The organism is Streptomyces sp. BB1-1-1, from assembly GCF_031597775.1.
GTDB classification, from domain to species: Bacteria; Actinomycetota; Actinomycetes; order Streptomycetales; family Streptomycetaceae; genus Streptomyces; species Streptomyces thinghirensis.
Genome location: NZ_CP134203.1, coordinates 6,207,895 through 6,221,610, shown reverse-complemented (window position 1 = coordinate 6,221,610; position 13,716 = coordinate 6,207,895). Strand labels below are relative to the sequence as shown.

Below are 13,716 nucleotides of genomic sequence, written 5' to 3'. Positions count from 1 at the left end.
CTAGCTGAAGGAGTCGCCGCAGGCGCAGGAGCCCGTCGCGTTCGGGTTGTCGATCGTGAAGCCCTGCTTCTCGATCGTGTCCACGAAGTCGATGGTGGCGCCGCCCAGGTACGGGGCGCTCATGCGGTCGGTGGTGACCTTGACGCCGTCGAAGTCCTTCACCACGTCGCCGTCGAGCGAGCGCTCGTCGAAGAAGAGCTGGTAGCGCAGGCCGGAGCAGCCGCCGGGCTGGACGGCGACGCGCAGCGCCAGATCCTCACGGCCTTCCTGGTCGAGCAGGGCCTTGACCTTGGCCGCGGCGGCGTCGGTCAGGATGATGCCGTCGGTGACGGTGGTGGTCTCGTCCGATACGGACATCTACATCTCTCCAAGGTTGTACGGAGACTGCTTGCCGACGGTTCCAACCGGCGGGGCCGCGGATTCATTCCGGGCGGGCCCGTGTCTTCGTCCTCGGCCTTCCCTTCATGCTCGCACACGCGTCGGGCGGCGGACAGCGGCTGTGGACGGCGGCCCGGACACCGGGATTCACGTCACACCGACACTATGGGCATCGTCAAACTGACGTGAACCGGTTATGATATATAGCGTCAGTTCGACGAAAAGTAGAAAGGGTGCGTGTCGTGACCACCGCCCAAACCCAGGAGCTCGACGTACAGCCGTCGCCCCTCGCCCTGCTGCTGCTCGGCCGCGAGGCCGACCCGAGGAGCGAGCGCGGCGTGGAGTGCCCCGGCGACCTGCCCTCGCCCTCCGACCCGGACCTGGTCGCGCGCGCCCGCGCGGCCAAGGAGAAGCTCGGGGACAAGGTCTTCGTGCTCGGTCACCACTACCAGCGCGACGAGGTCATCCAGTTCGCCGACGTCACGGGTGACTCCTTCAAGCTGGCCCGGGACGCGGCCGCGCGCCCGGAGGCCGAGTACATCGTCTTCTGCGGTGTGCACTTCATGGCGGAGTCGGCCGACATCCTGACCTCCGACGACCAGAAGGTGGTCCTGCCCGACCTGGCCGCCGGCTGCTCCATGGCGGACATGGCCACCGCCGAGCAGGTCGCCGAGTGCTGGGACGTGCTGACCGAGGCGGGCGTCGCCGAGCAGGTCGTGCCCGTCTCGTACATGAACTCGTCCGCGGACATCAAGGCGTTCACGGGCAAGCACGGCGGCACCATCTGCACGTCGTCCAACGCCAAGCGGGCCCTGGACTGGGCCTTCGAGCAGGGCGAGAAGGTGCTGTTCCTGCCCGACCAGCACCTGGGCCGCAACACCGCGGTGCGGGACATGGGCATGACCCTGGAGGACTGCGTCCTCTACAACCCGCACAAGCCCAACGGCGGGCTGACCCCCGAGGAACTGCGCGCCGCGAAGATGATCCTGTGGCGGGGTCACTGCTCGGTGCACGGCCGCTTCAGCCTCGACTCGGTGAACGACGTGCGCGAGCGCATACCGGGCGTCAACGTCCTGGTGCACCCCGAGTGCCGGCACGAGGTCGTCGCGGCGGCGGACTACGTCGGCTCGACCGAGTACATCATCAAGGCCCTGGAGGCGGCCCCGGCCGGCTCCAAGTGGGCCATCGGCACCGAGCTGAACCTGGTCCGACGGTTGGCGAACCGTTTCGCTGCCGAGGACAAGGAGATCGTCTTCCTCGACAAGACGGTCTGCTTCTGCTCGACCATGAACCGCATCGACCTGCCGCACCTGGTCTGGGCGCTGGAGTCGCTCGCCGAGGGCAACCTCGTCAACCGGATCGAGGTCGACAAGGAGACGGAGGCGTTCGCGAAGCTGGCGCTTGAGCGGATGCTGGCGCTGCCGTAGGGGGGGGCGATTTCCCACCCCCCGCCCGTGCGGGGTGTTTCAAACGGCTCAGGTCCCGCCCGACCACCTTCGGTGCCGGGCGGGACCTGAGCCGTTCTCGCGGACTCAGACCTTCGCCGTCTCCGGCTCGTCCGAGGCCTGCGACTGGGGCGGCACGTCGCCGCCCCTCTTCGCCGCCCGCTTCTTCGCGCGCCGCTCCTTGCGCAGTTCCAGCATCGCGTAGAGCGTCGGGACCAGCAGCAGGGTCAGCAGGGTCGACGTGATCAGGCCGCCGATCACCACCACCGCCAGCGGCTGGGCGATGAAGCCGCCCTCGCCGGTGACGCCCAGCGCCATCGGGAGCAGGGCGAAGATCGTCGCCAGGGCGGTCATCAGGATGGGCCGCAGACGGTGCCGGCCGCCCTCGATGACCGCTTCGACGACGCCGTAGCCCTGCTTGCGGTACTGGTTGATCAGGTCGATCAGCACGATCGCGTTGGTGACCACGATGCCGATCAGCATCAGCATGCCGATCATCGCCGGGACGCCCATCGGGGTGCCCGTGGCCAGCAGCAGGCCGATCGCGCCGGTCGCCGCGAACGGGATGGACACCAGCAGGATCAGCGGCTGGGCCAGCGACCGGAAGGTGCCGACCAGCAGCATGAACACGATCGCGATCGCCGCGAGCATGGCCAGACCCAGGTTGACGAACGCCTCGTCCTGGTCGGCGGTGACGCCGCCGATCTCGGCCGTGGCACCGGCCGGCAGATCCAGGCCGTTGATCTCGGACTGGAGTTCCGTGCCCACCGCGCCGGTGTTGTCACCGGTCGGCTTGGCCGTGATGGTCGCGGCGCGCTGCCCATCGATGCGGGTCATCGACACCGGGCCGTCCACCAGCTCGACCGTGGCGATGTCGCCGAGCTTCGCCGGGCCCAGGTTCAGGGCCTTCAGCTGGGCCAGCGTCTCGGCCGACTGAGCCGACTTGATCACGACGTCGCGCTCGGTGTCGTCGAGGATCGCCTTGGCGGCCGGGGTGCCGCGCACCGCCTGGGCGACGGCCGCGCCGAGCGTCTGGTCGGTGAACCCGGCCTCGGCGGCCTTCGCGTTGGCCTTGACCGAGATACGCGGCACGCTCTGCGCCAGGTCGCTGGTGACGTCGGTGACGTCGTCGAGCCCGGCGACCGTCTTGCGGACCTCCTCGGAGGCGTCGCGGAGCACCTGCGCGTCGGCGGCCTTGACGACGACGCTCAGGTCCTGGCTGCCGAAGCCGTCACCGGCGGCGACCGTGGTGGTGCCGATGCCGTCGAGCTTCGCGAGCCCGTCCTCGATGTGGTCCTGGACGTCCTCGGCGGACGCCGAGTCCTCCAGCATCAGCTGGTACGAGGCCTGGTTGGTGTCCGTGCCGCCGCCGAAGGCGGCCATGAAGCCGGACGAGCCGATGGTGACCTGGTAGTCCTTGACGCCCTCGGTGTCGCCGAGCAGCTTCTCGACCTTCTCGGCCTGGGCGTTGGTCGCGGCCAGGCTGGTGCCGGGCTTCAGCTCCTGCTTGATGCTGAGGACCTTCTGCTCGCCCTGGTCGAAGAAGTTCGTCTTCAGCAGCGGCGCCATGGCGAACGTGCCGATCAGCACGACGACCGCGATGGCCACGCTGGTCAGGCGGCGGCGGGTGGCGAAGCGCAGGACGGGGACGTAGAAGCGCTGGAGGCGGCTCTTCGCCTCCTTCTCCTCGGCCAACCGGCGCGCCTCGTCCGCGTCCTCGGGGGTGCCCTTGGGCGGGCGCAGGAACCAGTACGACAGGACCGGGACGACCGTCAGCGACACCAGCAGGGAGGCCAGCAGCGCGGCGGTCACGGTCAGGCTGAAGGAGCCGAACAGCTCGCCGACCATGCCGCCGACCAGGCCGATCGGCAGGAACACGGCCACCGTGGTGAGCGTCGAGGAGGTGACCGCGCCGGCGACCTCTCGGACGGCCTTGAGGATGGCCTCCTGGCGCTCCTCGCCGTAGCCGAGGTGCCGCTTGATGTTCTCCAGGACCACGATCGAGTCGTCGACGACCCGGCCGATGGCGATGGTGAGCGCGCCCAGCGTCAGCATGTTCAGCGACAGGTCGCGCGTCCACAGGACGATCAGCGCCAGCACCACGGACAGCGGGATGGAGACCGCGGTGACCAGGGTCGAGCGGATCGACGCGAGGAAGACCAGGATGACCAGGACGGCGAAGAGCAGACCGAGCCCGCCCTCCGTGGTCAGACCCGAGATGGCCTTGGACACCGCCGGGCCCTGGTCGCTGACGACGGTGAGCGTCGCGCCGGAGCCGAGCTGCTCGCGCAGGTCGGGGAGCTTGTCCTCGACGGCGTTCGAGATGGCGACCGCGCTGCCGTCGTGGTCCATCGTGACGGCGACGGAGAGGCTCGGCTCGCCGTTGGTGCGGGTGAGGGAGTCGGCCTTGGCCTCCTCCTCCTTGACCGTGGCGACGTCACCGAGACGGACGGGCTTGTCGACGCCCTCGCCGGTGACCATCAGGTCCTGGATCTGCTTCAGCGAGGTGAAGCCGCCGCCGACCTGGACGGTGCGGTTGGCGCCGGCCTCGTCGAAGGAGCCCGCGGGGACGGTCGCGCCGCCGGCCTGGAGGGACTGGGCGAGGGCCTGCGGGCTCACGCCCGCCCGGGCCAGCTTCGCCTGGTCGGGCGTGACGGTGACCTGCACGTCCCGGACGCCGTCGACCACGACCTGGGCGACGCCGTCGATGTCCTTCAGCTCCGAGACGACCGTCTTGTCGAGCTGGTCGGCCAGCGCCTGCTGGTCCTTGTCGGAGGTGACGGCGAGGACGACGGTGGGGATGTCGTCCGTCGAGCCGGAGATGACCTGCGGATCCACGTCGTCCGGGAGCTGGGCGCGGGCCCGGTTGACGGCCTGCTGGACGTCGGCGACGAGCTGCTGGGTGCCGTTGCCGTAGTCGAAGGACGCCATGATGACGGCGTTGCCCTCACTGGCCGTCGCGGTGATGCCGGATATCCCGTCGACGGCTTCGAGGCTGTCCTCGATCGGTTCGACGACCTGCTTCTCGACCACGTCCGGCGAGGCGCCCTGGTACGGCGCCAGCACGGACACCATGGGCAGTTCGATGGTGGGCAGCAGCTGCTGCTTGAGCTGGGGGATGGCGATCGCGCCGAAGACGAGCGCGACGATCGACATCAGGCCTATCAGGGCCCGTTGCGCGAGGCTGAATCTCGACAGCCAGGACATGGATCAGGGTCTCTCTTCTGTGGCCGAGCGGAGGGGGACGGGGCACATCTGTACGCCCACCCCAACACCCTGGTCCATGAGTGACCCCGGTTCCCTAGGTCCCAGGTCCATTTCCTTATGCGGCGCATACTCCCGCCGCAGTACACCGGGGCGGAGGTCACTCCACCCTTGGACGTACCAGCCCGGATTCGTACGCGATGACGACCAACTGGGCCCGGTCGCGGGCGCCCAGCTTGGCCATGGCCCGGTTGACGTGCGTCTTCACGGTGAGCGGGCTGACCTCCAGCCGCTCGGCGATCTCGTCGTTGGAGAGCCCGCCGGCGACCTGGACCAGCACCTCGCGCTCGCGCACGGTCAGCGTCTCCAGCCGCTCGGCGCGGGCGGGGTCGCGGTCCTCTCCCGCCGTGCCCTCCTGGGCGAGGAAACGGGCGATCAGCCCCTTGGTGGCGGTCGGGGACAGCAGCGCCTCGCCGCCGGCCGCGACGCGGATCGCGCTGAGCAGTTCCTCGGGTTCGGAGCCCTTGCCGAGGAAGCCGGAGGCGCCCGCGCGCAGCGACTGCACCACGTAGTCGTCGACCTCGAAGGTGGTCAGTATGACCACGCGGACATGGGCGAGGGACGGGTCGGCGCTGATCATGCGGGTGGCGGCGAGGCCGTCGGTGCCGGGCATCCGGATGTCCATCAGCACCACGTCGGCCCGCTGCTCGGCGGCCAGCCGGGCCGCCTCCGCGCCGTCGGACGCCTCCCCCACCACCTCCATGTCGGGCTCGGAGTCGACCAGCACCCGGAAGGCGCTGCGCAGCAACGCCTGGTCGTCGGCGAGCAGGACACGGATCGTCATACGGGGCCCTCCGCGGCATCGGTGCGGTTCCTGACCGGAAGGATCGCATGGACCCGGAAACCGCCTCCGTAGCGGGGACCGGTGGTGAGGGTGCCGCTCACGGCGGTGACCCGCTCGCGCATCCCGATCAGGCCGTGGCCGCCGCCGTCGGCGGGTGCCTCGGGGGCCTCTCCCTCGCCGGCGCCGTCGTCGAGCACGGTGACCTCGATGTTCGGTCCCACCCTCACGACGCTGACCTCGGCCTTCGCCCGCGTCCCCGCGTGCTTCTGCACGTTGGTCAACGCCTCCTGGATGATGCGGTAGGCGGCCAGGTCGACGGCGGTGGGCCGGTCGGTGCCCTGGTCGGTGCGGGCCACCTCGACGTGCAGTCCGGCGTGGTGGAAGGTGGCGACGAGTTCGCCGAGTTGGTCCAGGCCGGGAGCGGGTTCGGTCGGCGCCTCCGGGTCGCCGGACTGGCGGAGCAGGCCGACGGTGGCGCGCAGCTCGCCCAGCGCGGAGCGGCTGGCCTCCCGTACGTGGGCGAGGGCCTCCTTGGCCTGGTCGGGCCGCTTGTCCATGACGTGGGCGGCGACCCCGGCCTGGACGTTGACCAGGGCGATGTGGTGGGCGACCACGTCGTGCAGGTCGCGGGCGATGCGCAGCCGCTCCTCGGCGACCCGGCGGCGGGCCTCCTCCTCCCGGGTGCGCTCGGCCTTCTCGGCCCGGTCGCGGATGGCCTGGACGAAGGCACGCCGGCTGCGGACCGCGTCCCCGGCGGTGGCGCCGATGCCGGTCCAGGCGAAGACGGCGAGGTTCTCCTGCGCGTACCAGGGCAGGGGTCCGGCCAGCATGGCGGCGCCGGTCAGCACCGTCATGGTGAGCAGGCCGACCCGCCAGGTGGTGGGACGGTCGGTGGACGCGGCGACGGTGAAGAGGGCGACGACGGCGGACATGACGACGGGCGCGCGGGGGTCGCCGGTGACGCTCTCGACGACGGAGACACCGCCGGTGACCGCGAGGACCACCAGCGGGGCGCGGCGGCGGAAGACGAGCGCCGCGGCGCCGACGGCCATGAGGACCAGGCTGAGTACGTCCGGGGTGCGCAGCCCCCAGCTGACGCCCTCGGGGCCGTGCGGGTCCACGAAGGAGCCGGCGACCATGCACACCAGGACGGCCGCGGCGATGGCCGCGTCCAGGGCGGAGGGGTGGGCGCCGATGGTGCAGCGGGCGCGGGCGAGGGTGCTCACGGCGTTTTACGGTAGCTGGAGTGGGCGTCGGTCCGGGTCGCACCGGGCGTGCAGTGGCCCTCGACCTGGGGGCTGCGCCCCCAGACCCCCGCGATCGGCCTGGACGGCCTCGTCCTCAAACGCCGGACGGACTGGAGGTGCCGCACGGAGTGGAGGTACTGGACGGACTGGAGGTACCGGACGGGCTGAAGGTGCCGGACGGGCTGGGCGTACCGACCGGTGTCCGTCAGGAACTCCCTGGGATCAGGCCGTCGTCGCTCAGTAGCTCCCGGACCTCCTCCAGGGTGGCGTCCGGGGACGGGAGGATGAGGTCGGACGGCTCCAGGGAGTCGTCCGGGACCGGCTCGCCCAGTTCGCGGACCTTGGCCAGGAGGGCCTGGAGGGTCGCGCGGAAACCGGGGCCGTCGCCGTTCTCCATCTCGGCCAGGAGCTCGTCGTCCAGCTTGTTCAGCTCGGTGAGACGGCCGTCGGCCAGCGTGAGCTGTCCCTCCCCCATGATCCGTACGATCATGTCGCCCTCCTAGGCGTGGGCTACTGCTTGTCGAAGCGCGGGGTGTCCTGCGGCTGCTGCTGGGGCTGCGCCTGGCCCTGGTCCTGGCCGCCCTCGATGGCCTGCCGGTCGGAGGTGCTGCCCCCGGACAGTTCGGCCTTCATGCGCTGCAGTTCCAGCTCTACATCCGTACCACCGGAGAGCCGGTCCAGCTCGGCCTGGATGTCGTCCTTGTGCATGCCGGACTGGTCGTCCAGGGCGCCGGAGGCGAGCAGTTCGTCGATGGCGCCGGCCCGGGCCTGGAGCTGGGCGGTCTTGTCCTCGGCCCGCTGGATGGCCAGGCCCACGTCGCCCATCTCCTCGGAGATGCCGGAGAAGGCCTCGCCGATGCGGGTCTGCGCCTGGGCGGCCGTGTACGTGGCCTTGATGGTCTCCTTCTTCGTGCGGAAGGCGTCCACCTTGGCCTGGAGGCGTTGGGCCGCCAGGGTGAGCTTCTCCTCCTCGCCCTGGAGGGTGGCGTGCTGCGTCTCCAGGTCGGTGACCTGCTGCTGGAGCGCGGCGCGCCGGGAGAGCGCCTCGCGGGCCAGGTCCTCGCGGCCCAGCGCCAGCGCCTTGCGGCCCTGGTCCTCCAGCTTGGACGACTGGGACTGGAGCTGATTGAGCTGGAGCTCCAGGCGCTTGCGGCTGGTCGCCACGTCGGCGACACCGCGGCGCACCTTCTGAAGCAGCTCCAGCTGTTTCTGGTACGAGTAATCGAGGGTCTCGCGCGGGTCCTCGGCCCGGTCAAGGGCCTTATTGGCCTTCGCGCGGAAGATCATCCCCATACGCTTCATGACACCGCTCATGGGCTTCGCGCGCCCCCTTCTGACCGACTCCAGCTCCAGCGACTGCAACAGAACCCACAGTACGGGCCCTGCATCCATTACCGCACTGTTCGGGGACGGATGCGCTCATCCCCAAGGACGACTGCGTGCGCTTCCGGTCCGGCGTAGGGAGTAGGTGCTCCCCGGGGTTGTCCGGAATGACCCGGTGCCCTGGGGTGTACGCAACGTCCCCTCTGTCCACTTACAGACGACCGGCGTTGCCGGATCGTTCCCCACCGGACTGGGGTCCACACCCCGGCACCACGTACCCTTGGGTTTTGTGTTCCGTAGCCGTGCCAAGGAAGAGAAGGCACCGAGCCTCGTCAAGACGCCGGTGACCGACTCCAATCAGCCCCGTGACCCGCAGGCCCCCAAGGGAAGGCCGACGCCCAAGCGCAGTGCGGCCCAGTCCCAGCGCCGCAGCGTCGCCAACACTCCGATGACGCGCAAGGACGCCGCCAAGCGTCAGCGCGAGGAGCGCCGGACCGCGATGGCGCGCCAGCGCGAGGCGCTGGCGAAGGGGGACGAGCGGTACCTGCCGGCCCGCGACAAGGGTCCGGTCCGCAAGTTCGCGCGCGACTTCATCGACTCGCGGTTCAACATCGCGGAGTACTTCCTGCCGATGGCCGTGGTCATCCTCGTGCTGAGCATGATCCGGGTGGCCTCGCTGCAGAACGTGGCGCTGCTGCTGTGGCTGGTCGTGATCGTGATGATCGTGCTGGACTCGATCGTCACCGGCTTCCGGCTGAAGAAGCGTCTCGCCGAGCGCTTCCCGGACGAGCGCCGGCGCGGCGCGGTCGCCTACGCGCTGATGCGCTCCCTCCAGATGCGCCGGCTCCGGCTGCCCAAGCCCCAGGTCAAGCGCGGGGAGCGGCCCTGAGCACGACGCCGTTCGCCGACGGCGCGGCCGATGCCTGGTCGGCCGTTCCCGGTGGTCTGCGGGACGTCGTACGGCAGGAGCTGGTGGCCCGGCAGCTGGACGAGCAGATAGCCGGGCGCTTCCCGGTCGGCAAGCGGCTGCGGGTGCTCGACGTCGGTATGGGCCGGGGCGCCCAGTCGCTTCGGCTGGCACGGGCCGGGCACCAGGTGACCGGCGTCGAGCGGGACGCCACGATGATCGCCGCGGCACGCGGCGCCCTGGCCGGCCAGCCCGAGGGCATCCGGGAGCGGATGCGGATCGTCGAGGGCGACGGCCGGGACACCGGCGTGCACTTCCTGCCGGGCAGTTTCGACGTGGTGCTGTGCCACGGGGTGCTCATGTACGTCGAGGAGCCCGACCCGCTGCTCGCCGGGCTGGCCCGGATGCTCGCCCCGGGCGGACTGCTGTCGCTCCTGGTGCGCAACGGCGACGCGCTCGCGATGCGCCCCGGCCTGCGCGGCGACTGGGCCGACGCGCTGGCCGCCTTCGACACCACCGTCTGTCGTGACGGTGACGGCATCGAGGTCCGCGCGGACCGGCGGGCGACGCTGACGGCCAAGCTCGCGAGCATCGGCGCCCCGCTGCACACCTGGTACGGCGTCCGGGTCTTCACGGACACGGCCCTCGACGACGCCCGGGTCCCGGACGGTCTGGAAACGCTGCTGGCCGCCGAGGAGCGGGCCGGCCGGACGGACCCGTACCGCCAGATCGCCGCGCTGCTTCATCTGTGCGGGGTGCGGGGGTAGTACCGCGCGGCGCCCGTTCGGGGGTTCCCCGGGGGCCGCGTCTCCGGTGCGCGGTGAGACTCGGGGCATGGACCCTTCCCGTACCCGTGTGCCACGGCTGCTCGGCCCGCTCGCCGTGCTGGCCTGCTCCCTGCTGCTCGTCGCCGGCTGCTCCGGCGGCGGGTCCGCTCCGGGCTCCCGGAGCGAGCGGGAGGGCGACACGGCACAGGCCGCGGCGCCGCGCGCGGCCAACGATCTGCAGGCCGACTACGAGCGGGTGATCAACGACGTACTCCCGTCGGTCGTGCAGATCCAGGCGGGCGACTCCCTGGGGTCGGGGGTCGTGTACGACGACAAGGGACACGTCGTCACGAACGCGCACGTCGTCGGTGACACCAAGTCCTTCCGGGTGACGACCGCCCGCAACGAGGACTCGCTGGCCGCGGAACTCGTCTCCTCCTACCCCGAGCAGGATCTCGCCGTCATCAAGCTGGACAAGGTGCCCGACGGCATGAGGGCGGCCCGCTTCGGGGACTCCTCGAAGGTCGGGGTCGGGCAGATCGTGCTGGCGATGGGCTCGCCGCTCGGGCTTTCCTCCAGCGTGACGCAGGGCATCGTCTCGGCGACCGGACGGACCGTCACCGAGGGCAGCAGCGGGGGCGGTACGGGCGCGACCATCGGCAACATGGTGCAGACGTCCGCGGCCATCAACCCCGGCAACAGCGGTGGCGCCCTGGTGAACCTCGACAGCCAGGTGATCGGCATCCCGACGCTGGCCGCGACCGACCCGGGCATGAGCGACAGCGCGGCGCCCGGGATCGGGTTCGCCATCCCGGCGTCGATGGTGAGGACGGTCGCCGACCAGATCATCGAGGACGGGCGCGTCACCGACTCGGGCCGGGCGGCGCTCGGCGTCACCGCCCGTACGGTCGTCGACGACGGCTACCGGCCCGCGGGCGTGGCCGTCGTCGAGGTCAGTGCCGGCGGGGCCGCCGACGAGGCGGGGCTGCGGCCCGGGGACGTCATCGTCCGGCTGGGCGACACGGACATCACCACGATCACCTCGCTGGCCGAGGCGCTGGCTTCGATGCAGCCGGGCGACCGGGCGAAGGTGACGTACACCCGCGACGGCGACGAGCGCACCGCCGAGGTGACGCTGGGCGAGCAGTGACGGAGGCGGGGCCGGTCCGCTCGGGACCGCCCCCGCCCGCGGGTCAGGCCTCCGGCTCCGCGGCCGCTTCGGCCGCTTCGGCCTCTTCGGCCTCTTCGGCGTGCAGGCTCATCGGGCCGTAGATCTCGGTGGCGTCCTCGAACAGCCGCACCTGGTCGGTCCCGCCCTCCTTGAGGTCCTTCCAGTACTCACCGATCCAGGACTCGGCGTCCCCTTGCGTGGTGAACTCCTCGGGCTGCACCGCGGGCTGGACCTCCGTCCCGCCGGCCGTCTCGAACCGCCACGTCCATGCCGCCATGTACGCCTCCAAGATGTGAGCACATGCAGAGCGGAAGCCGGATCTTGGTCCGGCCTCCGACCGCAGCCTATGCGCTGAGCCGGCTGCGCCGTAGAAGGCCGGGGGGACGGGAACGGGGACCGCCCGCGCCCCACAGGGGGCCTCGGGCGCGCACGTCGCCGGGTGACCGGGGAAAATCGGGGCGTGGACGTGACTCTGCTCGGCACCGGTGCCCCCGCGGGACTCCCCCGCCCCGACTGTCCCTGCGCGGCCTGTGCCGCCGCGCAGGGCACGAACGCGCGCGCGGCGACCGCGCTGCTGGTGGACGGGGCGCTGCTGCTCGACCTGACGCCCGGCGCCGCGTTCGCCGCCGCACGCGCCGGGCGCTCCCTGACCGGCGTCCGGCAGGTGCTGCTGTCGCACCCGCACGACGGGCCCGCCGTGGAGGTGCCGGCCGGGCTGCCGCAGCCGGGGCGGGTGCCGGACGGGCGGGAACTGGCGCTGCTGACCGGACACCGGGTGCGGGCGGTGGCGATGGACGCGCCGGGCACCGGGTACGCCGTGACCGGTCCGGACGGGCAGCGGCTGCTGTATCTGCCGCCGGGCGGCGCGCCGGCCGGTCTGGAGGAGCCCGCCGAGTCCTACGACCTGGTCGTCGCGGACGTCGTGGGGCGGCCGGACGCGCTGGCGAGGCTGCGGGCGGTGGGCGCCGCGGGGCCGACGACGGACGTCGTCGCCGTCCATCTGGACCACGACGTGCCGCCGGGCCCGGAACTGGACCGGCGGCTCGCGGCGGCCGGAGCGCGGGCCGTGCCGGACGGGACGACGCTGGTGGTCGGCTCCTACGAGGACGTACCCGACGTGCCGCGCCGCACCCTCGTACTGGGCGGGGCCCGGTCGGGCAAGTCGGTGGAGGCCGAGCGACGGCTGGAGGCCTTCCCCGACGTGCTGTACGTCGCGACCGGGGGCTCCCGCAACGGGGACACCGAGTGGGCGGCGCGGGTCTGCGCCCACCGGGAGCGGCGGCCGGGCTCGTGGCGCACCGTCGAGACGTGCGACCTGGTGCCGCTGCTGAAGGACGACGGGCCGGCGCTGCTCGTCGACTGTCTGTCGCTGTGGCTGACGGACGCGATGGACGCCGTCGGGGCGTGGGACGACGCGGAGTGGGCGGACGGCGGCGAACGGGCCCTGCGGGACCGGGTGCGGGAGCTGACGGAGGCGGTGCGCACCACTCGCCGCACCCTCGTCGCGGTGTCGAACGAGGTGGGCTCGGGCATCGTGCCCGCCACCGCCTCGGGCCGCCGCTACCGGGACGAACTCGGGCGGCTCAACGCGGCGTTCGCGGCCGAGTGCGAGCAGGTGCTTCTGGTGGTCGCGGGCCAGGCACTGCTGCTACGGGGCTGAGGCGTCCTTGCGCGCGATGACGCGGTGGGTCCGCACGCCGGTGAGCACCGTGCAGCCCTGGGCCACCAGTTCCGCGCGCAGGCCCGCCGGGTGCGAGGTGCCGGGGAGGGCGAACAGGCGGCGCGGGTCCGCCACGTCGACGAGCAGATGGCCGCCGGGGCGGAGCACGTGGAGGGCGGCGCGCAGTTCGGCGCGGGGGTCCGGGACGCGTTCCAACTGCTGGAAGAGGCTCACCACGTCGTAGCGGGCGCGCAGCCGGGCCGCGATGTGCGGGTCCGTCAGCCGGCCGACGAACGCCTCCTCGACGCGCTCGACCGCGCGGGCGCGCAGGACCCGGTGGGTGGGGTCCAGGCCGTCGAAGGAGGTGTACGGGAAGTACGCGCGCGCGGTGCGGGGGAAGTCGGCGTCGCCGGTGCCCACGTCGAGCCAGCTCTCGGGGTCGGGGCGGCGGCGGAGCAACGCCCGCGCGGCCAGGCCGTGTCTCAGCCGCACCCCGGCCCGGACCAGTGGGTGTTCGGACCCGGGTGTGAACGGGGGGTTGCGGAAGACGTGCCGGCAGTCCAGGCAGCGTTCGAGGACGGACCGGCGCGGGTCCTCGCGGCGCGGGCGGGCGCGCAGCCGCCGGGAGCCGCACCAGGGGCAGTCCGCACGGTGCGGCCCGTACCGGGGCACCGGAGGGACCCGGGGGACGGGAGGCGGCACCGAGGGGGCGGAGGGTGCGGTCATGAGCGGCTCCCGACGCGAGACGAGGACACAGCAGGACGACGTAC

At 71.9% G+C, this 13,716-nt stretch carries 13 protein-coding genes; 5 read left to right on the top strand and 8 right to left on the bottom strand.

Annotated features, from left to right (window positions below; all coding sequences use genetic code 11):
- Positions 1-357, bottom strand: a complete 357-nt coding sequence (locus RI578_RS28490) for an iron-sulfur cluster assembly accessory protein (protein ID WP_053129615.1) — start codon at positions 355-357, stop codon at positions 1-3.
- 263 nt (positions 358-620) lie between these two features.
- Here RI578_RS28490 and nadA point away from each other — a divergent pair, with 263 nt between their 5' ends.
- Positions 621-1,805: a quinolinate synthase NadA gene (gene nadA / locus RI578_RS28485; protein ID WP_310873741.1), complete on the top strand. Its 1,185-nt coding sequence runs from the start codon at positions 621-623 to the stop codon at positions 1,803-1,805.
- 105 nt (positions 1,806-1,910) lie between these two features.
- Here the strand turns inward: nadA and RI578_RS28480 are convergent, their stop codons facing one another.
- The 5 genes from RI578_RS28480 to RI578_RS28460 form a co-directional block, all read right to left on the bottom strand.
- Positions 1,911-5,030: an efflux RND transporter permease subunit gene (locus RI578_RS28480; protein ID WP_310873740.1), complete on the bottom strand. Its 3,120-nt coding sequence runs from the start codon at positions 5,028-5,030 to the stop codon at positions 1,911-1,913.
- 157 nt (positions 5,031-5,187) lie between these two features.
- On the bottom strand, positions 5,188-5,871 hold the full coding sequence (locus RI578_RS28475) for a response regulator transcription factor (RefSeq protein ID WP_121746610.1): 684 nt from the start codon (positions 5,869-5,871) through the stop codon (positions 5,188-5,190).
- Positions 5,868-7,097: a histidine kinase gene (locus tag RI578_RS28470; protein ID WP_310873739.1), complete on the bottom strand. Its 1,230-nt coding sequence runs from the start codon at positions 7,095-7,097 to the stop codon at positions 5,868-5,870. Before RI578_RS28470 ends, RI578_RS28475 begins: the two co-directional genes overlap by 4 nt.
- A 226-nt stretch (positions 7,098-7,323) precedes the next feature.
- Positions 7,324-7,608: a PspA-associated protein PspAA gene (locus RI578_RS28465; RefSeq protein ID WP_310873738.1), complete on the bottom strand. Its 285-nt coding sequence runs from the start codon at positions 7,606-7,608 to the stop codon at positions 7,324-7,326.
- A gap of 20 nt (positions 7,609-7,628) precedes the next feature.
- On the bottom strand, positions 7,629-8,420 hold the full coding sequence (locus RI578_RS28460) for a PspA/IM30 family protein (RefSeq protein WP_310873737.1): 792 nt from the start codon (positions 8,418-8,420) through the stop codon (positions 7,629-7,631).
- Between the two features lie 271 nt (positions 8,421-8,691).
- Here RI578_RS28460 and RI578_RS28455 point away from each other — a divergent pair, with 271 nt between their 5' ends.
- The 3 genes from RI578_RS28455 (at position 8,692) to RI578_RS28445 (ending at position 11,265) form a co-directional block, all read left to right on the top strand.
- Positions 8,692-9,330 (top strand): DUF3043 domain-containing protein, encoded by a 639-nt coding sequence (locus RI578_RS28455; protein WP_310875880.1) that lies wholly within the window; start codon positions 8,692-8,694, stop codon positions 9,328-9,330.
- 83 nt (positions 9,331-9,413) lie between these two features.
- The gene (locus RI578_RS28450) at positions 9,414-10,115 is read left to right on the top strand and encodes a methyltransferase domain-containing protein (RefSeq protein ID WP_310873736.1); all 702 of its coding nucleotides are present in this window, start codon (positions 9,414-9,416) and stop codon (positions 10,113-10,115) included.
- 67 nt (positions 10,116-10,182) lie between these two features.
- Complete coding sequence (locus RI578_RS28445) at positions 10,183-11,265, top strand: trypsin-like peptidase domain-containing protein (protein ID WP_310873735.1); 1,083 nt, start codon at positions 10,183-10,185, stop codon at positions 11,263-11,265.
- 43 nt (positions 11,266-11,308) lie between these two features.
- Here the strand turns inward: RI578_RS28445 and RI578_RS28440 are convergent, their stop codons facing one another.
- Positions 11,309-11,563 (bottom strand): hypothetical protein, encoded by a 255-nt coding sequence (locus tag RI578_RS28440; protein WP_310873734.1) that lies wholly within the window; start codon positions 11,561-11,563, stop codon positions 11,309-11,311.
- Between the two features lie 183 nt (positions 11,564-11,746).
- On the opposite strand from RI578_RS28440, the gene RI578_RS28435 reads away from it, so the two are divergent.
- Entirely contained in the window at positions 11,747-12,946 is a 1,200-nt protein-coding gene (locus RI578_RS28435; protein WP_310873733.1) for a bifunctional adenosylcobinamide kinase/adenosylcobinamide-phosphate guanylyltransferase, read from the top strand.
- Here the strand turns inward: RI578_RS28435 and RI578_RS28430 are convergent.
- Complete coding sequence (locus tag RI578_RS28430; RefSeq protein WP_310873732.1) at positions 12,935-13,672, bottom strand: class I SAM-dependent methyltransferase; 738 nt, start codon at positions 13,670-13,672, stop codon at positions 12,935-12,937. The two genes, RI578_RS28435 and RI578_RS28430, sit on opposite strands and share 12 nt — an antisense overlap.
- Positions 13,673-13,716: the final 44 nt, after the last annotated feature.